Origin of the sequence: Rickettsia canadensis str. McKiel, assembly GCF_000014345.1 — a bacterium.
GTDB lineage: Bacteria > Pseudomonadota > Alphaproteobacteria > Rickettsiales > Rickettsiaceae > Rickettsia > Rickettsia canadensis.
On record NC_009879.1, the window covers coordinates 979,779 to 1,000,983 of the forward strand.

Below are 21,205 nucleotides of genomic sequence, written 5' to 3' on the forward strand. Positions count from 1 at the left end.
TGAGAGGATTATCAGCAAGAGACAACGTAACAAATTTTTCAAATTAAACAAGTATACATGACCGCTTTGGCCGTTACTTAAAATCCTTCAAAGACCTTTATGTAAAGGTGTACTTCATATATCTAAACTTAAATGAGTATTAGACAGAGACGATGTACTAAAAGTTATTGGTAGTCCTAGGTTAATATTAAGCTCACGAACCAAGCAGCCAAGATCTAATATATCACTTTCCCATTTTACGTGCAAGGTTTTCTAGATAACATGCTATAAGTAGTTAAGGTTTCTACAAATTTTTCTTCATCGGGATGATCTTTTTGAAAATCGTTTTTTCAAACTTTTCTGTTAGATTTACTATCTCAGGTTAAACATTAAGGGATACCATAACTAATAATAGCTCAAAAGAGGCTGTATGATTAACAAAGTGGTTTATTTTATTATTCAATTTATTCGCTAAAGATTAGTAATTCTTTCTCATCTCCATTATTACAATATAATTAAACACTCTTGTTATTTAATGTTACCATAACAATTGACATAATTATTTTTGCTGTTTTTTATTTCTTCACGTTTATTAATATAAATGTTAATTTGATCTAGCATTTTTATATAATTATCTTTTAATTCTTTATTTTCGTTTTAATTATTTACAATTACATAACCCACTTCTAAGGTAATTTGTACACGAGCCAGCACTCCGCATCCTCACGTACCTTTTTGTACTCTCCGATTCTGTGTTCCTTGTCTCCTTTAAATTCCTCTTTATTAGCTTTGTTCTGTAAACAGTCTAATATTTCATTATCCATTTTTGTCTAAGCATTAATTATGAATGGATGACTTATAATAATAATTGATAACATGATTATAGATATAAGTACTAATTGTTTTTTACGTTTATAATTTATTAATGTCGTAGCTCTTTGATTATTTAATAATTTTTCTGTCTCATTCTTTTTAGTAGCTTCTATCTGCTCTGCATTTCGATCTTTTACATTAAGATAATCTAAATATAATTTTAAGTAGCCTCTTACGTATACTTCTCCCGGTAAAACATCAAAATCACCCTCTTCTAAAGCTATTAAATATTTTTTTCTAATTTTTAAATCACTCGATACCTGATTCAAAGTTTTACCTGAATCTAACCTAATTTGCTTAAGCATTGATAACATAGTTTACTCAAGTTTTTGTAAGAATATTTCAAATTTCTTATTTGCTAAAATAATTATATTTAAATCTATAGTTTCTTGAGATTTAATTTCTTTAATAAAATCAAGAAAATTTCTAACTAAATTATTATTATTATCAATCCATAAATCTAAATCAATAGTTGTTTTAGATTTATTAATTATTTTTATTAATAATCTACGTTGTTTGTCATATAAATCATCTTTTAGCGATTGAATTCCAAGACGACGCCAAAATGAATCATTCAACTGCCTATCGCAAGCTTTACGTAACCAATCAAGACTAAACATATCGCTTATAGCAAAATAGGCTTCTGCTATCTCTTTATTATTTCCTGAAGTCTGTTTTGTTATATATATAGTGTCAAATACTGAAATTAGATTATCAAATGTAGCAATAGTAACAGCGAATGATTCCTCTACTCCGCTAGTTGTATAATAATTTAATTTTTCTTCAAATCTTATTTTAGTTTCTCCAACTAATAAAGTACCTACCGTTTTTCTTAAGTTTTGTGCAGGAACTCTAAACTCCGCTATAGTTTCACTAATATTAATAGGATGTTTTAAATTTTTAATAAACCAAGAAATACCACGACGCATTAATTTTGTTATTTCGGTAAACATATCAATTTTTACATTGTAATCAATATTAGCGGATAAATTGCTCACTGTTTCCCATATGTCATCAAGATCAAAAATTCCACAAATAATGGTATATGACCTTATTATATCACAAAGAGGAGCCCCAATCTCACGCTTTACAATACTAATAAGCGGTCCTCCAAGCTGATTCATTATTTTATTTATAGTAACGGTTTTAATAATTTCATGTTTAAGAGGATGAGATAAAATTTCATTACGAAACTTTTTTTGCATCATTTTTGGAAAATAATCTATAAGATATGCGTCAAAATATTTATCATGGGAAAAAGTAGAATTAAGTAACTCGTGATAAGCCGACCTTTTACTATATGATAGCAATATGCAAAGTTCAGGACGAGTTAATACTTCACCGCTGATAGCTCTTCTATTCAATTCTTCTGCACTAGGCAAGAATTCATTTTCCCGTTCTAATACTTTTTCTTCTTCTAAAATGTCTATAAATTGACTAAGTATATTAACGGTTAAAGTAGGAGATAGTTGCATAATCGTTATTGCTTCGGTTTGCTTATAATTATCAAGCAATACTAACTCTTCAACTTGCTTTGTCATATCGTTTAGAAGTTTATTACGTTCTTCTAAAGTAATTTTTCCTAAGGTTACCGCACTACTTAAAGCAATTTTAATATTTACTTCATGATCGGAGCAATCAACACCTGCTGAATTATCAATAAAATCGGCATTTATGCGTCCGCCTTTTTTAGCATACTCAACTCTACCTCTCTGTGATACACCAACATTACCACCTTCTGCTATAACCTTTGCTCTAATTTCCTCACCATTACATCTAAGGTTATCATTTGTTTTATCACCGATTTCTAAATTATTTTCCGTTTTAGCCTTAATATAAGTACCTATTCCGCCATTCCATAACAGATCAACATTTGCTTTTAAAATAGCTTTAATTAACTCTTCCGGTGATACCTCATTATCATTTATATCAAGTAATTTCTTAATTTCAGACGATAATTTTATTAATTTACTACTGCGTTCAAATATTCCACCTCCCTTAGAAATAAGCTTATAATCATAATCAGACCAATTAGAACCTTTTAAATTAAATAAACGTAAACGCTCATTAAAACTTGATAAAGGATCAGGAGTAGGATCAATAAATATATGCTTATGGTTAAAGGCAGCAACTAGTTTAATAACCTTTGACCTTAGCATACCGTTACCGAACACATCTCCTGACATATCCCCTATACCTACAACGGTAATAGGGTCTTTTTGGACATCTAACCCTAAAGTTTTAAAGTGATTAGTTACGGAAATCCAAGCTCCTTTAGAAGTAATAGCCATTTTTTTATGATCGTAACCTGCAGAACCACCTGAAGCAAAAGCATCATCAAGCCAGTAATTATATTCTCTTGCTACACTATTTGCATAATCCGAAAATGATGCTGTACCTTTATCAGCGGCAACCACTAAATAAGGATCGTCTTTATCATAAATAATAGTGTCTTTCGGATGTACTACTTTACCATCAACAATATTATCGGTTATGTCTAATAAACCTCTCAGAAAATTTTTATAGCATTCAATAACTTTTTCCATATATTCATCACGAGTAAGCCCTTCCTCAGTAAAATGAACATAAAAACCTCCTTTAGAGCCGACAGGGACAATAACGGAATTCTTAGTCATTTGTGCTTTCATAAGCCCAAGGATCTCAAACCTATAATCTTCTGCTCTATCTGACCATCTAAGTCCTCCACGCGATACAGGACCACCTCTTAAATGAACAGCTTCAAAATTTCTAGAGTAAACAAAGGTTTCGGCAAATGGAATCGGTTTAGGTAAATTAGGTACTTTTGAAGAATCAAACTTAAATGAAAAAATATGTTTATGTAGTTGATAGTAATTTGTTCTAGTAATAGCATTAACTATAGCAAACATATTACGTAGTACTTTATCTTCACTACTCATATCAACTGTTGCTAAGTAATTAGTTAGCTTATCTTTAATTACGTCACAATTATTATTAGAATGTTTAGGATTAAATTTTATGTCAAATAGATTTACCAACATTTTTGTATATTCGGAATGTTTAAGTAGCGTTAACTGTACATAACCTTTGCCGTAACTAAATCCTGTTTGATGTAAATATCTTGTTAAAGCTTTTATTAATTTAACTTGCTTCCAATTAAAACCAGCCAGCACTATCAGTTTACTTAAAGAATCATTAGCAAGCATCCCAAGTGCTATTTTATCTAAAGCTTCTTCAACATTTATTTTTAATTCATTAACATTATCCTTTACGGGTACAATAGAAGTTAAGATAAAATTATATATCCAACTTTCTTTGATTTCGAGGGCTTCTTTAATGACAAAAGTCTGTTCATCAATTGCTTTAAAACCTAAATTTTCGATTGGTGGCAATATGTTAGAAAGTGCAAGTTTTACCTTTGGACTATATATTTTTAAGTAAAATTCCGATTCACTTACAACGACTAAATTAAACATATATTTTTGCAACTTGCTTGCTTCCGTTAGATATTCAATATCTACTAACGCTATTTCCGGAGAAAATTTTTGTCTATAATCTGCCGGGAAAATACCATCAAAAAACTTTAAATTAATACCTGCTTGATATTCACCAATTTTTTTAGAAAGCTTAAAATAAAAATCTTCACTCCAACGTGTAGAGATACGATCTAAATCTTGCTGTATTATTTCTGCTTCAAAATTTATTTTATGTTCACTTTGTGCTTCAAGAGTTACAAAAAGATAAGAAAAATTACCAGCTACTTCGGTGATATAATTGGATAAAATTTTACTACCGAATTTTTCCGCTAAATAACAATCTATCATATTATGTATTTCAGCCGTTAAACGTTCTCTCGGTAAAAAAATTATGATATTAAGAAAAGAACTCGACCAGTCATATTGAATAAACAATTTAAGCTTTTTACTCATCATACTTGAAAGCATATGAAGACACATACAATATAAATCACCTTGATCGATTTGTATTAAAGCTTCACGCGGCAATGATTCCATTAAAATTTTTAATTTATCGGCATTGTAACCTGATAGGGCAAATCCTGCTTTCTCTATTACAAAATTAAATTTCTGTCTGAGGATTGGGATAGTACTTATTGAATGATAGTACATATTTGAACTATATATCCCAAATATTATACTTCCTGAAATATACTCACCCCAAGAATTAAAATTCTTTACTAACACGTAATCGATTAAATTATCTGGATGAATAAGTGAGCCACTGTTTATTTTACCTAGTATTATCAATTGATTCTGATACGGTAGATCTGCTGAACATTTTATAATATCTTCAATTTCGGTCTTGATATCTTGCCATATTTTTGTTGCACCGATTTCATTATTTAATTTTAAAGATTCTACTTTAAAATCAAGAGCACCTAATAAAACAAAATTGTTATTTTGCAGCCACTTTAAAAATTCTTTAGCCTCTCCAAAATTTAATTTATCATTATTAATTATATTTTTAGATAAATCTTGTAATTTTGTGAGTAAATGCGGCAAACTTCTATAACTTTGCTCTAGTTCTTCTAATCTTTCATTTATAGCCCGAGTTAAAAATGTAGTAGCCTTATCGTCAAAATTTCCTAATATAGTTAAATGCAATATCGATTCTGATTGTTCATTCGGTATAGAATTTTCTAATATTTTTTCTAATTCTCCTTTACTATTTCTTATGCAGTTTATTACCGGATGGAGTAAAAACTTAGTTTGCAAATTCATGTTTTTAAGCAAACATATGATAAAATCAACAATATGCGGTTTATTATCAAGTAATATCAAGACATTTATTGCCGGATCATTTTCTATAACTGCTTTTGTTATTACTATTTTTCTTGCTCTTTCTACCCTTTGCATAAAAAACTTAAAGGCTTCATCTGCAAAACTTTGGAATAATTTTTCTCTATTCTCAAAATCATAATCGATTGGAATATAATTTAAAAATTTTTGAACAAAATCCATATATATAGAATTTGATTCACGTTGTTCCGTACTAAGTTCTAGAATTTTAGTTTTATAATTCGGGATTTGACAATTTAAACGACTAAAATTTAAAGAGGTTGTTTTTGGGGTCATGATTTTCTCAAGTAATAACTATGATTATTTCTTTTGTTATTATATTATATAAAATAACTTAAGCAAGAGGCATAGAAAATAAGTGGAAACAATATTTGCACAAAGCTCTGCATTTGGTAAAGCAGGCGTAGCGGTTTTTAGGATTTCCGGTCCTAAAAGCTTAGAAGTGTTGCAGCTACTTACCGGGAGAAAGGACTTTAAATCGAGATTAATGTATTATCAACAAATTACTTTCCCTGAGAGCGGCGAACTAATTGATAATGCTATGGTAGTTTATTTTAAGTCACCAGGTAGCTTTACAGGTGAAGACGTAGCAGAGATTTATACGCATGGTAGTAAAGCTATTTCTATAATGCTTATTAATGCATTGTTAAATATACCGAATATTCGTTTAGCGGAAGCTGGAGAATTTACCAAAAGAGCTTTTTTAAATAATAAGTTTGATTTAACGGCTGCTGAAGGAATAGCTGATTTAATTAATGCTGAAACTATTATGCAGCATAGGCAAGCAATTAGACAAGCAGGTGGGGCTCTTGAAGAATTATATAATAATTGGCGAGAACAGTTACTTCAAATTATCTCTTTACTTGAGGCTTATATAGATTTTCCTGATGAAGATATACCGGATAGCATCCTTAACAAGGTTAATAACACTCATACAAACCTTATAAATGAAATATCTAATTATCTTAACGACAATAGACGAGGAGAACTACTAAATAGCGGTCTTAAGCTTGCAATTATCGGACCGCCGAATGCAGGTAAGTCTAGCCTACTAAACTTCTTAATGCAAAGAGATATAGCAATTGTCTCAAATATCGCAGGCACTACTAGAGATATAATTGAGGGCCATTTAGACATTGGCGGCTATCCTATTATTTTGCAAGATACAGCAGGTATAAGAGAAGAAAGTAGCGACATTATAGAGCAAGAAGGTATAAAAAGAGCTATAAATTCAGCTAAAACAGCGGATATCAAAATTATTATGTTTGATGCTGAGAAATTAGATTCATCTATAAATGAAGGTATTATAGATTTAATTGATGAAAATACTATCATTATAATCAATAAAATCGATTTAATTGAACCGAGCAAAATATTTTTAATTGAAGATAAATATAAATGCTTAAGGGTTTCAATTAAGAATAATATAGCCTTAAACGATATATTGAAAAATATTGAAAATATTGCCGAAAATATGGCAGGATTTACTGAAACACCTTACATAACAAATCAACGTCATCGTCATTATTTAAAACAAGGTCTTACCTATTTAAAAAATTTCACTCTAGATAATGATTTAGTCCTAGCAACTGAAGATATTAGAATGACTGTACGCTGCATCGGTACTATTACAGGCGTTATTAATGTGAACGAAATACTAGGCGAGATCTTTAAAAATTTCTGCATAGGGAAATGATTTTTCTGCTGTCACCCCCGTGATCAAGTCATGGGGTGACAGAGGGAAAATTGATCCATACAAGCAAACCTTCTGCAGGAAGAATATAAAAGTCCAACCACAATAACTACTCTCAAATCCTATTTTTATATATTAGTTTATTTTTCTCTTGACAAAAATATTAACATACTTTAGAAACCACGTTTCATGGTTTTATTAATTTAAATTGAAGGAGTAGTATTATGGCACCTGTATTAAATATAAATTTAAAATGTTTCATGCCTATATTTACAAATGAAATGGTGAGTAGCTTACCTGGAAATACAAAGCATATTATTTATAAGTTAGGCAATACTATACTTTCATCAGTATATAATACTGTTGCAGGAAGTTTTACTAATGGTTATTTAGTTGAGCATATAAAATGTAATTGGGCAGGAATCTTTAATCATTTAGCAAAAGTACATAATGATTTATCAGTAGTAACTCAACAATGTACAGAGATTAAAATCCCTATAAAGTCTATTGTTACTTATGGAAACAGTACTAGTGTTATTTTAGAAGAAGGCAAACACTTACTTCAAAACGTTAGCCTAGTAGAGTTAAAGGAATGCACTACTACCGAAGGTGAAGCCATTCTACAAGAGCATAATACCAAAATGCTTGTTAATAATTTGAGAGATATTTTAAATCATTTGGAAATAACTTTGAACAATGCTCAAGCAGTAGGAGAAAACATTTTTAATTTATTGAATATACCAGTCAAATTCACTACTGATAATCTTAAGATTATTCTAGAGGATTTCAACATAACTTTGGATGATATATCACCTAGAGAAGTAGGGAAAAACATTTTAGATCTAATAAATAAACCTTTCACTGAGGCAACCACTCCCACTACCACTACAGCAAGCCCTAACGATGATACAAATGGCAATGAATCGTGGGGTTATGTTATTGGAGCAGTAGGATTTATAGCAGCCTCATTGATGTTAGCTAAATATGGATGGGATTGGTATAAGGAAAGAACTAATAATAAAGAATTCGCACAACTAGAATATGGAAATTTAAAATATCAAATTTTAAATTCTAATAAAGATATATTAGATACGATTTTTAAAATTAAAGATTTAGATGATATAATTAAAATGTTAGATAAATTAGAGAATACTGATTGGTGTACACGAATAAATAATAAAAGTATAATAACATTAACTTCACAAGACTACGATTTAGTAGGTCTAAAAACAACAATGGAAAATTTAAACCAAGAATTTAAAAATTTAAATTCTTTAGATAAAATATTCTCTAATATATGTTCTCTAGGCAAGATACTGAATAACATATATTCTTTTATAAAGCCTAGTGTTAATAACTGTCTTACTAATAATCCTATTATACCGTATAAAATAACAATAAAAACCTTTGAAGAGATATTGCAAAGTATTAGAAATCTAGAAAATAATAAAATTAGTATTAAAGAGCAATTTCCTCTTTATGAAGATAGTTTTCAGCAACTATTTAGTATGTTACCAATTGAGAATACCTATGCTGAGTATACACATGAAGATACTTTTTTAATAGGGGAGTCAAGCTCAGGTGTGTAAGTTGCTCAGATTCAGTATAATTAAGACCTTATTGCATGGATTTAAAGTAAGTTTATATAAAAAATGATACTCGAAATAGCAAAACACTATTTCGTGGTGTCGCAGCCTCTACAAAAAGTGAGAACATCGCTCACAAAACCAATGGAATCCTTGACTTCATGTCACGGTCGGGAATATGTTAGACATATCCAGAGTTTAAAGTATTACTTTGAGCTTAAAACCTAGCGTAACTCACTTTTTGCAGTTTTCAACCTCCCGCAACCACCAAGAGTGTATTTCTCTTCAATGGTTAAAACTTGAGCAATTTAAGCTTCATTAATCTGGAACAAATGAATGTGGGGTAGTTGTTAAGCAATAATTATTCCTTGGCCAATTGAGAGTCACGAGCTATTTCTGCAATTGATACAGAAACACTGTGAGGGATTTTATTACTATATATTGAAAGACGTAATACTCACAATAACAGCTATACCTAATACATTAAGTCAGGCATATGCTATTTTTTGTAGTGCTGCTGTACTTCCGGATCTCTCTGCCAGCACTACATTCATCATAAATGTTTAAGTTGGTAGAGAGGCATAGACTACTTCCTATCTATGCAGTCCAAGATATATCGCTATAATCTAGTCTAATATACACTAGATACAGTAAAGATAAGCCCCACTAAACATTATTACACGTGCGGTAAATCGTGTAAGTAAATAATGGCATAACTAAAATATGCAATTAAAGTAAAAACTGCTTCAGGCAACATATAAAAGACCTGTGTGCAAAGAACTGAACCCTTTGATAAATTGGGTAACCATAAGGACATGAGATGATCCTAAGACACAAGTAATCAACTTAAGAACGTAAGGTAAATATTATCATGCCAATTAAGAGCATTCCACCAGATGCTAGATTCATAATACCGTATTTAGCCAACATCTTAATGCCTTGAACTAAAGCTGTCATTCCAAAAAATGACTGAAATACTACTGTCCAATCTCATGGCTCATTACTAGGATTAGATGATTCAGGAATCCAAACTATATGCAATAGGTACATTCACAAAAAATGCAAATTACCAACTTAAAAGCTTAACCAATACTCCTGAAGCGCGGCCCCTACGATTGCCATTATTCCCGACACAGATATGCGCGATCATACGTTCATACATATTAGTAAAAATATTACGCAATATAGATATAAAGTGGAAGGCATGATCATTGATCATCCTAACCCAAGTAAAGCACATATAATACTAATCCTAATGGGGTATCAAATACATAAACTAATATTGAAGCGATAGCAAAAACTAAAAGTCCTCAAAGTAATAATCTTTTACAACCAAATCTATCTCCTAGTGCACCTACAGTAATTAGAAGATCTGATAATACTATTGTATATGCATTGATTATCCATAATTGTTGTAAATTAGGGTTTTAAATCAAGAATTATAGTAGGCATAACAGCATGCAAGATAAAAGTAAGCATATGCTTAAAATAATTTAAATATACCATTATATAAGCATAAGTAGGCGAATCCAAATCAATTGACTATAACACAAGTAAATTGTTATGGAAGTCAAGATTTAATCTTACAAGCATAATAAAATAAAATTTGATTTTTTTTCTCAAGCTTATATTTTAATTGATAAGTTTATAATATGGGAATTTATGTCAAATACAGATAAAGAAAGAGCAATTGCCGCAGCACTCGCACAAATCGAAAAAAGCTACGGTAAAGGTTCAGTAATGAAACTAGGTCAGCGTCCAAATATTGATATAGAAGCTGTATCGACTGGCTCACTTGGGCTAGATATGGCTCTTGGAATCGGCGGCGTTCCCAAAGGTAGAATCATTGAGATTTTTGGTCCTGAAAGCTCAGGTAAAACTACTCTAACATTGCATCTAATTGCCGAAGCACAGAAAAAAGGTGGCACATGTGCTTTTATTGATGCCGAGCATGCTCTGGATCCTGCTTATGCTAAAAAATTAGGCGTAAATATTGATGAACTTATTATTTCACAGCCCGATACAGGTGAACAAGCCTTAGAAATTACTGATACTTTAATCCGTTCAGGCGGTATTGACATGGTAATAATAGATAGTGTCGCCGCTTTAGTACCTAAATCAGAAATTGAAGGAGAAATGGGTGATGCACAAATGGCATCTCAAGCAAGATTAATGAGCCAGGCTTTGCGTAAGCTTACCGCTTCAATTTCCCGTACTAACTGTATTGCCGTTTTCATCAACCAAATCAGAATGAAAATAGGAGTAATGTTTGGTAGCCCTGAAACTACAACAGGCGGTAATGCCTTAAAATTCTATGCTTCAGTTAGAATAGACATAAGAAGAATCGGTTCTATTAAAGATAAAGAAGAAGTAATAGGTAGCCAAACTAAAGTAAAAGTAGTTAAAAACAAAGTATCACCTCCATTTAAAACTGCAGATTTTGATATAATGTACGGCTCAGGTATTTCAAAAGAAGGTGAAATAATCGATCTTGGAGTTAAGCTTGATATTGTTGAGAAATCCGGTTCGTGGTTTTCCTATAATAACGTACGCATCGGTCAAGGTCGTGAAAACGTCAAACAATATTTAAAAGAACATCCACAAATTGCCAACGAAATTGAGAAAATAATACGTGAAAAATCATCAAAAATTACTAATATGAATCTTGATCAAATGGAGGAAGAAAATGATTGATTTAACAGGCAAAACTTCTTTAATTACAGGAGCTTCAGGAGGTATAGGCGGAGCTATAGCGAGGTTACTACACAAACTCGGAAGCCATGTAATTATTAGTGGTAGTAATGAGGCAAAATTAAAATCCCTTGGAAATGTTTTAAAAGATCATTATACAATAGAAATATGCAACCTTGCAAATAAGGAAGAATGCAGCAATTTAATATCTAAAACATCAAAGCTAGATATTTTAGTATGTAATGCTGGTATTACTAGCGATATGCTAGCCATTAGAATGAAAAATGAAGATTTTGACAAAGTTATTGATATTAATTTAAAAGCAAATTTTATTTTAAATCGTGAAGCAATAAAAAAAATGATGCAAAACAGGTATGGACGCATTATCAACATATCTTCAATAGTAGGGGTTTCAGGCAACCCTGGGCAAGCTAATTATTGTGCTGCTAAAGCAGGTTTAATCGGTATGACCAAATCACTCTCTTATGAAGTTGCAACCAGAGGTATTACGGTTAATGCAGTAGCTCCAGGATTTATTAAGTCTGATATGACCGATAAACTGAACGAAAAACAAAAAGAAATGATAGTACAGAAAATTCCGCTAGGTACTTACGGTATGCCGGAAGATGTGGCAAACACAGTCGCATTTTTAGCAAGCGATCAATCATCATATATTACCGGTCAAACTATACATGTAAACGGTGGTATGTTAATGGTATAAAAATTAATAAGATTATTTTGTGCTAGCATAAAATAATTTTTTGTGCTAGAAGTTTTTGTAAAGATAAAATACTATGAATGTTTTAAATAAATATTCATATACAGTAAGAATAAAGCCTAATAGCTGAATAATCGTTACAGCTATACACTTAAATGATTTATGGAGTTTAAAATTATGAGTACAACGGACAAGATCGAGCAGAAAGTTATTGAAATGGTTGCTGAAAAGCTAAATAAAGATAAATCGATAATCACTACGGATTCAAGATTTATAGAAGATTTGAAAGCTGATAGCCTCGATACCGTAGAGTTAATGATGGCAATAGAAGTGGAATACGGTATTGATATACCTGATGATGAAGCAACTAAAATTAAAACTGTATCCGATGTTATACAATATATCAAAGAACGTCAATCTTAATCTGCATAAATTAAATCCCTATATAGATAATTTAAAATGTCGAATCAAAGAGTAAATAAAAGAGTAGTGATTACCGGACTTGGACTTGTTACTCCTGTTGGACTTAATGTTAGTACATCTTGGAAAAATATTGTAAATGGGGTAAGCGGTATAAAAACTATTACGGAATTTGACACTTCTAAACTTGCGTGTAAAATTGCCGGCTTTATAGATAACTCTGAGAAAGATGGTTTTAAACTTGAAAATTTCATACAGGATAATGACGTTAATAGACTAAGTAAAATGGATAAATTTATCCATTACGGAGTAGCAGCCGCAACCGAAGCAGTTGAAGATAGTGGCTGGTTACCCGAAGATGAAAAATCTCGTGATAGAACCGGTGTGGTATTAGGTTCAGGAATCGGCGGACTTAAAATGATCGAAGATACCTCTATCAAATTTTATCAAGAAAATAACGGCAAAGTTAGTCCATTCTTTATTCCAGCTTCATTAATTAATCTTTTATCGGGTCTTGTTTCTATAAAATATGGTTTTAGTGGCCCGAACCAAGCAGCAGTAACAGCTTGCTCTACAGGAGCACATGCTATAGGCGATGCTATGCGTATGATAAAACACGGCTATGTAGACGTTATGGTCGCAGGCGGTGCAGAAGCTCCCATTACACCTGTTGGAGTTGCAGGTTTCGTCGCAGCTAGAGCTCTTTGTACTAAATATAACGATAATCCTGAAAAAGCATCAAGACCCTGGGATAAAGATCGCAGCGGCTTTGTTATGGGTGAAGGAGCAGGCGTTGTAGTTTTAGAAGAATATGAACATGCCGTAAATCGTGGGGCTAAAATTTACGGTGAAGTTATAGGATACGGTTCGACGGGTGATGCATATCATATGACAGCTCCACATCCTGAAGGTAGAGGAGCTTATAGAGCAATGAGAGACGCAATGCTAGATGCAGTTATCACTCCTGATATGATTGATTATATTAATGCACACGGTACTTCTACTAACCTTGGTGATGCAATTGAATTAAACGCTGTTCAAAAATTATTTTTAGAAGTTAATCCAAAAATTTTAATGTCTTCTACTAAATCATCAATAGGACATTTGCTTGGTGCAGCAGGAAGTGTTGAGTTTATCTTTTCAGCTCTTGCAATTAGAGATCAGATTGCACCACCAACCTTAAACTTAGAAAAACCTATGGATGAGGTTAAAATAGATTTAGTACAATTAAAAGCTAGAGACACTAAAATAGACTATGTACTGTCTAATTCTTTCGGCTTTGGCGGTACTAATGCTAGTTTAGTGATTAAGAAGATTTAGTCTAAATCATTTTCATACTGTGGCCCATCTCTACAGTATCCATAAAAACAAATTTATAATGTGCATTTATATTTTTACTGAATCCCGCGATTAAGTCGCAGCATGAAAATTATCCTTCATGACCCCAATTTATTACATTAAAAATGGTAATTTAAGTTTTGCAGATAAAATAATTTTATCTGATTTAGAGCTTTGTTTGTACAAAGGCGATAAGATTTTGTCTTATAGGTCGTATAACAGCTACGGAAAATCAAGCTTAATGAAAGTAATATCAGGTGATTATGAACTAGATAATGGCCGACTATTTCAAGATCCTTTAGTTACAACCGGTTATTTAAAACAAGATATTTCTATAAAAACTAATCTAAATGTTTATGATTTTGTCTTACAACAAACAGATAGTACAAAAAAAAATAGATAAATACCAAATCGATATAATCATAGAAAAATTACAAATTAGCGAAGTGGATAACTTATCCACCTATTCAGGTGGTCAACTTAGAAGAGCAAGCCTTGCTAAAACTCTAATATTAGAGCCGGGAATATTATTACTAGATGAAACGACCAACCATCTAGATATTCGAACAATCGAGTGGCTAGAAGAATTTGTTAAATCTTATAATGGTGCTATTATTTGCATTAGTCATGATAGGAACATTCGTCTCAAATGTTACTAATAAAATCTGGTGGCTTGATCGTAGGACTTTGCGTAAATCCGATAAAGGATTTAAATTTTTTGATGAATGGCAAACAACTAGATGTAAACGAAATCAAAAAAGGCTTGCGGAGTTGAAAGCCGAGCTATAACACAAGAACAGACTGAAAAACTAGCTCGTTCAACACAAAGAGTGAGGACGGAAAAGTAAATTCATTATTGAAGCAGATAATATTACTTTTAGTTATAAAAATACTAAAATTATTGATAATTTTAGCTTTCGTGTAAACAAAGGTGAGAAAATCGGCATAATCGGTACAAACGGTTCATGTAAATCTACCTTTATTAAATTACTTACAAAGCAGCTTACACCTGATTTAGGTAAAATTACATATGGCGGTAATTTAGATATTTCATATTTTGATCAACATAGAGAAAAACTAAACCTTAATCATACATTACAACAAACTTTATATTATCCTACAGGCGGTGATCAAGTATTTTTTCCAAACGGTAAAACTATGCATGTTGCCGGTTATTTAAAATAATTCATGTTTAATCCTAAACTACTTAATATAAAAACTGCTATTTTATCAGGCGGTGAAGCTAATAGGTTATTACTGGTAAAAATTTTAATAAATCCAGATAATTCATATTAGATGAACCAACCAATGACCTCGATATGGATCGTCTAGAAATTTTACTAGATATACTTCAGATTATTCAGGCACTTTAATCATAGTTAGCCATGATCGTGACTTTTTAGATAGGTTAGTTACTAGAACTTTAGTGTTCGCTCAAGGTAAATTCATGATCTAACAGGAGGTTATAAAGATAATAAGCAGTATTTTACTACGTCTTCTATAACTAAAAAAGCTTCAAAAGCACTACAATCAACTTCTCAAAAAGACCATCCTAATAAAAAATTATCTTACAAATATCAGCGTTTGCTTGAAACATTATCAAATGATATTGAAAAATTAGAAATATCAATAAAAAGCTTAGAAACAGAACTTGAAAATGTTAATTTATATTTAGATAATCCTCAAAAATATAATCATATTACTAGCCAATTAATTAATGATCAAAAGACACTAGACGAGTTATTAAATCAGTGGCTAGAAATACAAAATTAATTTTTATTAAAATTTTCTTGACTTAATTATTAACTTTTGTTAACGTTTCTTAGTGTTAATATTAAAGATGATTGGCATGGATGTCTGATATAACAGCTACATTAAAATATAAATTCAATAATTTAAAAGAGTATCTTAAAAACTCTTATTCTCGCTCTCAAATAGAAGCAATTCTAGTAGAATTAAGTAGTTTGCAAAGCGAAGCAGCTTCATATGGCTTGAATTTTGATATATTAAATCTTAAAGAAAATGCTGAAGCTAAGATCAAAAATTTTGAATTAGAACAAAATATTGATAAAATTCAAACTCAAGAAGAAGAATTTCTAAAATCACAAAGAGCAATAAAACTTGCCAAAGCAGAAAGAGAAATCGTACAAAGAATTGCTGCACTTAATAATTTGCATAATGAATTTATAAAAGATATTACTAAAGATACTAAAAGAATTGAAGAAAGTAATAAACGTTTAGATAAGATCATAAATAAACTGGAAAAAGAAAACATTATTGATCATGAAGAGTTAAATCGGGCAATATTAACTCATGAAGAAATATTTAAACTAAATCAAGAACATAAAGTATTAAATCAAAACCATAAAAAAATAACTGAAGAACATAAACAAGCATATAAAGAATTAAATGAATTAAATTCAGCAATAACAAATTTAACACAACAATTGCAAGAAAAAGGCTTAGCACCGGAAAAAGTGAAAGAATTAAAAGGAGAATTAGAATTCTACCAAGAAATGCTAAAAATATATAAGCCATATGTAGAACAGATTGAAAATAGTAAAAAAATATTAGATCAAGCAATCATTAAACGTGAAAAAGAACAAAAAATAAATAAAGAGAAAATAAAGAAATTAGGAAGTGATATTAAAGAGTGTTATAAAAAAGAACCAGCAAAATATTTAGAAGCATATGAAAAATATGTAGCTCTAAAAAATCAGTGTAAAGCAATTGAGACAAATGGCGTTGTAAAGAATATAGAACATCATAATAAAGTAATAAATAAAATTAATGCGGACAAAACTAAATCTTTAGCTAATAAAATAAGAGAACAAATTCAAGTAAAAGATACTAATATTGGGAGTTTATCTCCTTCTCGTACTCCTAATAATCCTACAAATAATAAAACGAGAGGAATTTAACTAAGTAATATTATTATTATGTCTAAACTTAAAAATTTAACTCCTGAACAAAGAAAAGCAATTTTAGAAGCTGCAAAAGTAAAAGTTGAACAAGAACAGCAACAACATAACGAAAGATTTCAAGAAGCTATACAAGCAAGTAGTCAAATCCACCAATATAATCAAGATTTAGCTAATGTTGTGGATAATGCTTATAAGACACAAGATACCAAACTTGCTGGTAAAGGTTCTAAAAGCGTGTGTGAAATTTTGTAGGGATAGCTATCTCTTTCTAAAAATGTTTTTATTCTGACGCCATAAAATAATGTCTGAGTGTCCATTTCAGGTAATGTAAATGGCGTCATTTCAATATAACCTATTCTATCTTTGCTAGTGTTTCAGAACCTGGTTTTATGAAGTCTCTTGATACACTATACCCAGTACCAAAATTTAATATCATTCGTATCAACAAGAACTCTTAAAATAGGAAATATATTTTGTTTTTTATACTGGATTTCATCAATAATAGCACATTCCTTTTAAATCAGACACAGCAAACATCAGTGCATTTAATCTTGCTAAATCTAAAGGATTTTCTCTAAAATATTTATTTTAGGAATATTATGATGTTTAAAAAGAGTAGTTTTTCGCACTATCTTGGTCCTAACAAGACACAAACTTTATGAGTTTTAACATACTGTGTTAAAGACAGAAATACTATTCTAAATCTATGAAATTTGGAAGCTTACCTTCTATAAGGTTCAGTATAATAGTATAAACACTTAGGAGCAAGTTAGTTAAGTTATTATTGACTTTTTCTTCGCTCTGCAACTATAATCGCATGTATTTTTTTAAGCGTATGGTCAAAATCATCGTTAGTAACTACATAATCATACTCATTAGCGTGTGATATTTCATTTTGTGCTGACTGCATACGTAACTTTATTGCTTCTTCATTATCGGTTGCTCTATTTCTTAAGCGTTGTTCCAGTACTTTAATACTAGGAGGCAATACAAATATAGCAACAACATTAGTAGAACTTTTCTTAATACTTCTTGCTCCTTGCCAATCAATATCAAACAAAACATCCACACCTTGATTTAATAACATTTCAACATATTCTTTAGGCGTACCGTAATAATTATCGTATATTTTAGTATATTCAAGGAATTTATTTTGCTGAACTAATTCTTCAAACTCTACACCAGTCTTAAAGTAATAGTTTATGCCCTCTACTTCTCCTAAACGTGGTTTTCTTGTAGTTACTGAAATAGATAAACGTAAATTATTATCTATTTTCAATAATGCTTTAGCTAAACTTGACTTACCTGTACCTGAAGGAGAAGACAAAATTATAATCAGTCCTTTATTTTTTGTTCTCATATTTTATGTTTTATTTTGTAGGTACTTTTCTTTTTATTACCTCATCCATAGTACAATTAAAATATTTTGCTATTTTAAAAATAGTATCTATTTCAGGATTAAATTCACGATTAAATTCTGCTCGCATAATTCTACTAATGGTAGTATAAGGGATATCAGTAACTTGAGCAAGATATTTACGATCTATCTTTTCTTGTTTTAATTTTTCTTCTAAAAATTCTTTTACTTTAATAGCAAGTGCCATATTATATACCTCTGATCAATTTAAAGAATAGTATACGAAGTTCAATCGAGTATTACCAAACATTTTTTATAATTATAGGCAATTTATAAGTGCTTATACCAAATTAAAAACCTAATATTATAGAATTGCTACTTGAAAACAGTCATGGTAATTCTTTTTTACTGATTGAAAGATACAAATATATCATCAATTTTAACGCGACTTGTTTTGACTTCAATAAAAACAACTTCTTTATTACGTAATACAATAATATATCTATTTCGCCGACATAATAACATTTTCTATGATGAAGGATGTGATAAAATTTGAATTTATAGATTATAATACAAATATATTTGGCATAATACAGACATAATCCTTTTGCATACTAGGTAAAATAAATTTAAAGATGAGCATTGTGGTATGGATCTATGTCATTCGCGTAGAAGCGGGAATCCAGTAATCAAAAAGTATAAATACTATTAGTTTTTAAAACTATTCTGTTTAATTGCTGTTTTTTTAGATTCTCGCTTCCATGAGAAGGATATTGAGTGCAACTTTAAAAGAACAGAAATTACTCTTTAGGCAATAATATCTGTACAAATTCCGTTTTAGATAGATCAGCTGCTATATCTACTATAACGTCATGTTCCGTAACTTTAGACACATAACCTACTAAAATACCTGCAGGATAAATACGACCATGTCCAGAAGTTACTATCTCCTCGTCTTTCTGTACTAAATGATTGTTAGGCAAGTATAAAATTTTACTATTATTATTATTACCTGCTAAAATACCTTGTTCTCTTGAAGCATTAGCTTTAATAGGTATTCTAGAATTAACATCGCTAATTAACATCACTTTAGCATAATTATTACTCACTTCTATTACTTTTCCTATTAATTTTCCTGAATTAACAACGATTTGATCAGGCTCAATACCTTGCTTTTTACCTGCAGAAATCAAAGCAGTTCTAGAAAAAGGATTAAAGGAAACACTCAGTAATTTAGTAGTAACATATTCAAATTCTTCTTCCTCAGCAATCTTTAACAAATCTTTTAATGCAATGTTTTCAGCTCTTAACGATTCTACTTCACTTTGCAAATGTTGTAATCTTGCTATCTCAAGTTTAAGATCTACATTTTTTCGTTCTAAATCTTGAAAATAAACAAATTTTTGTGTTATTGAATTTATATATTCAAACACATCTTCATAAACTGCTAAACCAGTTGATAATATACTACCGGTTACCTCAAGAGCTATACTAGATATTTTTTTAGGTGTAGTAAAAAATAAATATATAGAAAATCCAAGCCCAAATATAACAAAGAAACGCTTAAGAATATTTGATATTATTCTTATTAATTCTAACAAATTTGAAGAATTTTTAACTCTATTTGCAAGTATTGCCATTTTTAATCCTGCTTAAATAGTACATGTTTTAGTTTTGTAAAATCTTCAAGTACTTTTCCTGTCCCAAGTGCTACACAAGAGAGGGCATCATCTGCAACTATCACTGGCAATTTAGTAGCTTCACTAAGAACAAAATCAAGATTTCGTAATAATGAACCACCGCCTGTTAAAACAATTCCCTTATCAACTATATCTGAAGATAACTCAGGAGGCGTTGCCTCTAGTGCTACTTTTACTGCTTCAACAATTTGACTTACTGGTTCAATTAGACTATCAGCAATTTGTCTTTCATTTAATATCATTTCTTTAGGAATACCGTAAATTAAATCACGTCCTTTAATTTCCATCTTTCTCGGCTCAGCATTGTCATCTACATAAGCTGTACCTATTGCTTGCTTTATCTTTTCAGCAGTAGCCTCACCTATCAATAGGTTATAGTGCCTTCTTATATATGAGATAATAACTTCATCCATCTTATCACCGCCGACTCTTACCGACCTTGCATATACTATGCCACCTAGTGACAAAACTGCAACTTCCGTAGTACCACCACCGATATCCACAATCATTGAACCGGTTGCTTCCGTTACGGGTAGCCCTGCTCCAATCGCCGCCGCCATAGGTTCTTCAATTAAATATACATCTCTACCACCTGCACTTTCTGCTGCTTCTTGGATAGCACGACGCTCAACCGGCGTAGAACCGGAAGGTACACAAATAACAATTGTCGGACCAAAAAAAGAGCGACGATTATGCACCATTCTAATAAAATACTTTATCATTTCTTCTGCACCCTTAAAATCGGCAATAACACCGTCTTTTAAAGGTCTTTTTGCTTCAATATCCGTAGGAGTACGCCCAAGCATCATTTTTGCTTCATGACCATAAGCATAAGGTACAAAAGCACCATCTTTTTTTATTACAGCAATAACAGAAGGTTCCCTTAGAACAATTCCACGACTTTTTTGATAGACAATAGTATTTGCCGTACCAAGGTCTATTGCCATACCGGAAGAAAACCCTTCCAAAAATTTCATTATCATTTTATTTTTTCTCTCTCAATTCTAAAAACGCTTCTACACTAAACAAAAATTTAATATAGACGAAGTTTTATTTGAAAAAGAGCAAGAGGAGAATCGGAATTGTTGACCACAGCATAGATACTACGTGAGGATCAAAAATGAGAAGGA

14 protein-coding genes, 1 other RNA gene and 4 pseudogenes are annotated in these 21,205 nt (G+C 30.9%); 9 read left to right on the top strand and 10 right to left on the bottom strand.

Annotated features, from left to right (window positions below; translation table 11 throughout):
* Nucleotides 1-54: 54 nt before the first annotated feature.
* The 5 genes and pseudogenes from ssrS to A1E_RS04340 form a co-directional block, all read right to left on the bottom strand.
* A non-coding RNA gene (ssrS, locus tag A1E_RS05895) (6S RNA) lies at nucleotides 55-214 on the bottom strand.
* Nucleotides 215-223: 9 nt separating this feature from the next.
* Nucleotides 224-536 (bottom strand): annotated as a pseudogene (locus A1E_RS06330) (cell division protein ZapA).
* A pseudogene (locus tag A1E_RS06335) lies at nucleotides 508-803 on the bottom strand (palindromic element RPE1 domain-containing protein). The pseudogenes A1E_RS06330 and A1E_RS06335 overlap by 29 nt, the downstream one beginning before the upstream one ends.
* A 6-nt stretch (nucleotides 804-809) precedes the next feature.
* Nucleotides 810-1,166, bottom strand: coding sequence for a helix-turn-helix domain-containing protein (locus A1E_RS04335; protein WP_012149085.1), 357 nt, complete (start codon nucleotides 1,164-1,166; stop codon nucleotides 810-812).
* Between the two features lie 3 nt (nucleotides 1,167-1,169).
* On the bottom strand, nucleotides 1,170-5,924 hold the full coding sequence (locus A1E_RS04340; protein WP_012149086.1) for an NAD-glutamate dehydrogenase: 4,755 nt from the start codon (nucleotides 5,922-5,924) through the stop codon (nucleotides 1,170-1,172).
* Nucleotides 5,925-6,006: 82 nt separating this feature from the next.
* Here A1E_RS04340 and mnmE point away from each other — a divergent pair, with 82 nt between their 5' ends.
* From mnmE to A1E_RS04385, 9 genes and pseudogenes are all read left to right on the top strand, one after another.
* Nucleotides 6,007-7,344 (top strand): tRNA uridine-5-carboxymethylaminomethyl(34) synthesis GTPase MnmE, encoded by a 1,338-nt coding sequence (gene mnmE / locus A1E_RS04345; protein ID WP_012149087.1) that lies wholly within the window; start codon nucleotides 6,007-6,009, stop codon nucleotides 7,342-7,344.
* Nucleotides 7,345-7,565: 221 nt separating this feature from the next.
* On the top strand, nucleotides 7,566-8,930 hold the full coding sequence (locus A1E_RS04350; protein ID WP_012149088.1) for a DUF5460 family protein: 1,365 nt from the start codon (nucleotides 7,566-7,568) through the stop codon (nucleotides 8,928-8,930).
* Between the two features lie 1,659 nt (nucleotides 8,931-10,589).
* A complete protein-coding gene (recA, locus tag A1E_RS04355; protein WP_012149089.1) occupies nucleotides 10,590-11,621 on the top strand; it encodes a recombinase RecA in 1,032 nt (343 codons plus the stop codon).
* Complete coding sequence (gene fabG / locus A1E_RS04360; RefSeq protein WP_012149090.1) at nucleotides 11,614-12,339, top strand: 3-oxoacyl-ACP reductase FabG; 726 nt, start codon at nucleotides 11,614-11,616, stop codon at nucleotides 12,337-12,339. Before recA ends, fabG begins: the two co-directional genes overlap by 8 nt.
* Nucleotides 12,340-12,498: 159 nt before the next feature.
* Nucleotides 12,499-12,759 carry an acyl carrier protein gene (acpP, locus tag A1E_RS04365; protein ID WP_012149091.1) on the top strand — a complete coding sequence of 87 codons (261 nt, stop codon included), beginning with the start codon at nucleotides 12,499-12,501 and terminating at the stop codon, nucleotides 12,757-12,759.
* A gap of 36 nt (nucleotides 12,760-12,795) precedes the next feature.
* Nucleotides 12,796-14,076, top strand: a complete 1,281-nt coding sequence (gene fabF, locus A1E_RS04370) for a beta-ketoacyl-ACP synthase II (RefSeq protein WP_012149092.1) — start codon at nucleotides 12,796-12,798, stop codon at nucleotides 14,074-14,076.
* Between the two features lie 118 nt (nucleotides 14,077-14,194).
* Nucleotides 14,195-15,867 (top strand): annotated as a pseudogene (locus A1E_RS04375) (ABC-F family ATP-binding cassette domain-containing protein).
* An 80-nt stretch (nucleotides 15,868-15,947) separates the two neighbouring features.
* Nucleotides 15,948-17,015 carry an actin-based motility regulator RoaM gene (gene roaM, locus A1E_RS04380; RefSeq protein WP_012149093.1) on the top strand — a complete coding sequence of 356 codons (1,068 nt, stop codon included), beginning with the start codon at nucleotides 15,948-15,950 and terminating at the stop codon, nucleotides 17,013-17,015.
* Between the two features lie 18 nt (nucleotides 17,016-17,033).
* A complete protein-coding gene (locus A1E_RS04385) occupies nucleotides 17,034-17,270 on the top strand; it encodes a hypothetical protein (RefSeq protein ID WP_012149094.1) in 237 nt (78 codons plus the stop codon).
* Between the two features lie 77 nt (nucleotides 17,271-17,347).
* On the opposite strand, the pseudogene A1E_RS07330 reads toward A1E_RS04385, so the two are convergent.
* From A1E_RS07330 to A1E_RS04405, 5 genes and pseudogenes are all read right to left on the bottom strand, one after another.
* Nucleotides 17,348-17,715, bottom strand: a pseudogene (locus A1E_RS07330) (AAA family ATPase); the annotation flags it as partial.
* An 84-nt stretch (nucleotides 17,716-17,799) separates the two neighbouring features.
* Nucleotides 17,800-18,378 (bottom strand): guanylate kinase, encoded by a 579-nt coding sequence (gene gmk, locus A1E_RS04390; RefSeq protein WP_012149095.1) that lies wholly within the window; start codon nucleotides 18,376-18,378, stop codon nucleotides 17,800-17,802.
* Nucleotides 18,379-18,388: 10 nt separating this feature from the next.
* On the bottom strand, nucleotides 18,389-18,622 hold the full coding sequence (locus A1E_RS04395) for a helix-turn-helix transcriptional regulator (RefSeq protein WP_012149096.1): 234 nt from the start codon (nucleotides 18,620-18,622) through the stop codon (nucleotides 18,389-18,391).
* Nucleotides 18,623-19,175: 553 nt separating this feature from the next.
* The gene (mreC, locus tag A1E_RS04400) at nucleotides 19,176-20,015 is read right to left on the bottom strand and encodes a rod shape-determining protein MreC (protein ID WP_012149097.1); all 840 of its coding nucleotides are present in this window, start codon (nucleotides 20,013-20,015) and stop codon (nucleotides 19,176-19,178) included.
* A 2-nt stretch (nucleotides 20,016-20,017) separates the two neighbouring features.
* Nucleotides 20,018-21,058 (bottom strand): rod shape-determining protein, encoded by a 1,041-nt coding sequence (locus A1E_RS04405; protein ID WP_012149098.1) that lies wholly within the window; start codon nucleotides 21,056-21,058, stop codon nucleotides 20,018-20,020.
* Nucleotides 21,059-21,205 lie beyond the last annotated feature (147 nt).

Excerpts from the sequence above, each read along its gene's own strand:
- A1E_RS04350 (WP_012149088.1), top strand. The coding sequence starts at position 7,566 with ATGGCACCTGTATTAAATATAAATTTAAAATGTTTCATGCCTATATTT.
- fabF (WP_012149092.1), top strand. The coding sequence starts at position 12,796 with ATGTCGAATCAAAGAGTAAATAAAAGAGTAGTGATTACCGGACTTGGA.
- A1E_RS04385 (WP_012149094.1), top strand. The coding sequence starts at position 17,034 with ATGTCTAAACTTAAAAATTTAACTCCTGAACAAAGAAAAGCAATTTTA.
- A1E_RS04395 (WP_012149096.1), bottom strand. The coding sequence starts at position 18,622 with ATGGCACTTGCTATTAAAGTAAAAGAATTTTTAGAAGAAAAATTAAAA.
- mreC (WP_012149097.1), bottom strand. The coding sequence starts at position 20,015 with ATGGCAATACTTGCAAATAGAGTTAAAAATTCTTCAAATTTGTTAGAA.
- recA (WP_012149089.1), top strand. The coding sequence starts at position 10,590 with ATGTCAAATACAGATAAAGAAAGAGCAATTGCCGCAGCACTCGCACAA.
- fabG (WP_012149090.1), top strand. The coding sequence starts at position 11,614 with ATGATTGATTTAACAGGCAAAACTTCTTTAATTACAGGAGCTTCAGGA.
- gmk (WP_012149095.1), bottom strand. The coding sequence starts at position 18,378 with ATGAGAACAAAAAATAAAGGACTGATTATAATTTTGTCTTCTCCTTCA.
- roaM (WP_012149093.1), top strand. The coding sequence starts at position 15,948 with ATGTCTGATATAACAGCTACATTAAAATATAAATTCAATAATTTAAAA.
- acpP (WP_012149091.1), top strand. The coding sequence starts at position 12,499 with ATGGAGTTTAAAATTATGAGTACAACGGACAAGATCGAGCAGAAAGTT.
- A1E_RS04335 (WP_012149085.1), bottom strand. The coding sequence starts at position 1,166 with ATGTTATCAATGCTTAAGCAAATTAGGTTAGATTCAGGTAAAACTTTG.
- A1E_RS04340 (WP_012149086.1), bottom strand. The coding sequence starts at position 5,924 with ATGACCCCAAAAACAACCTCTTTAAATTTTAGTCGTTTAAATTGTCAA.
- A1E_RS04405 (WP_012149098.1), bottom strand. The coding sequence starts at position 21,058 with ATGATAATGAAATTTTTGGAAGGGTTTTCTTCCGGTATGGCAATAGAC.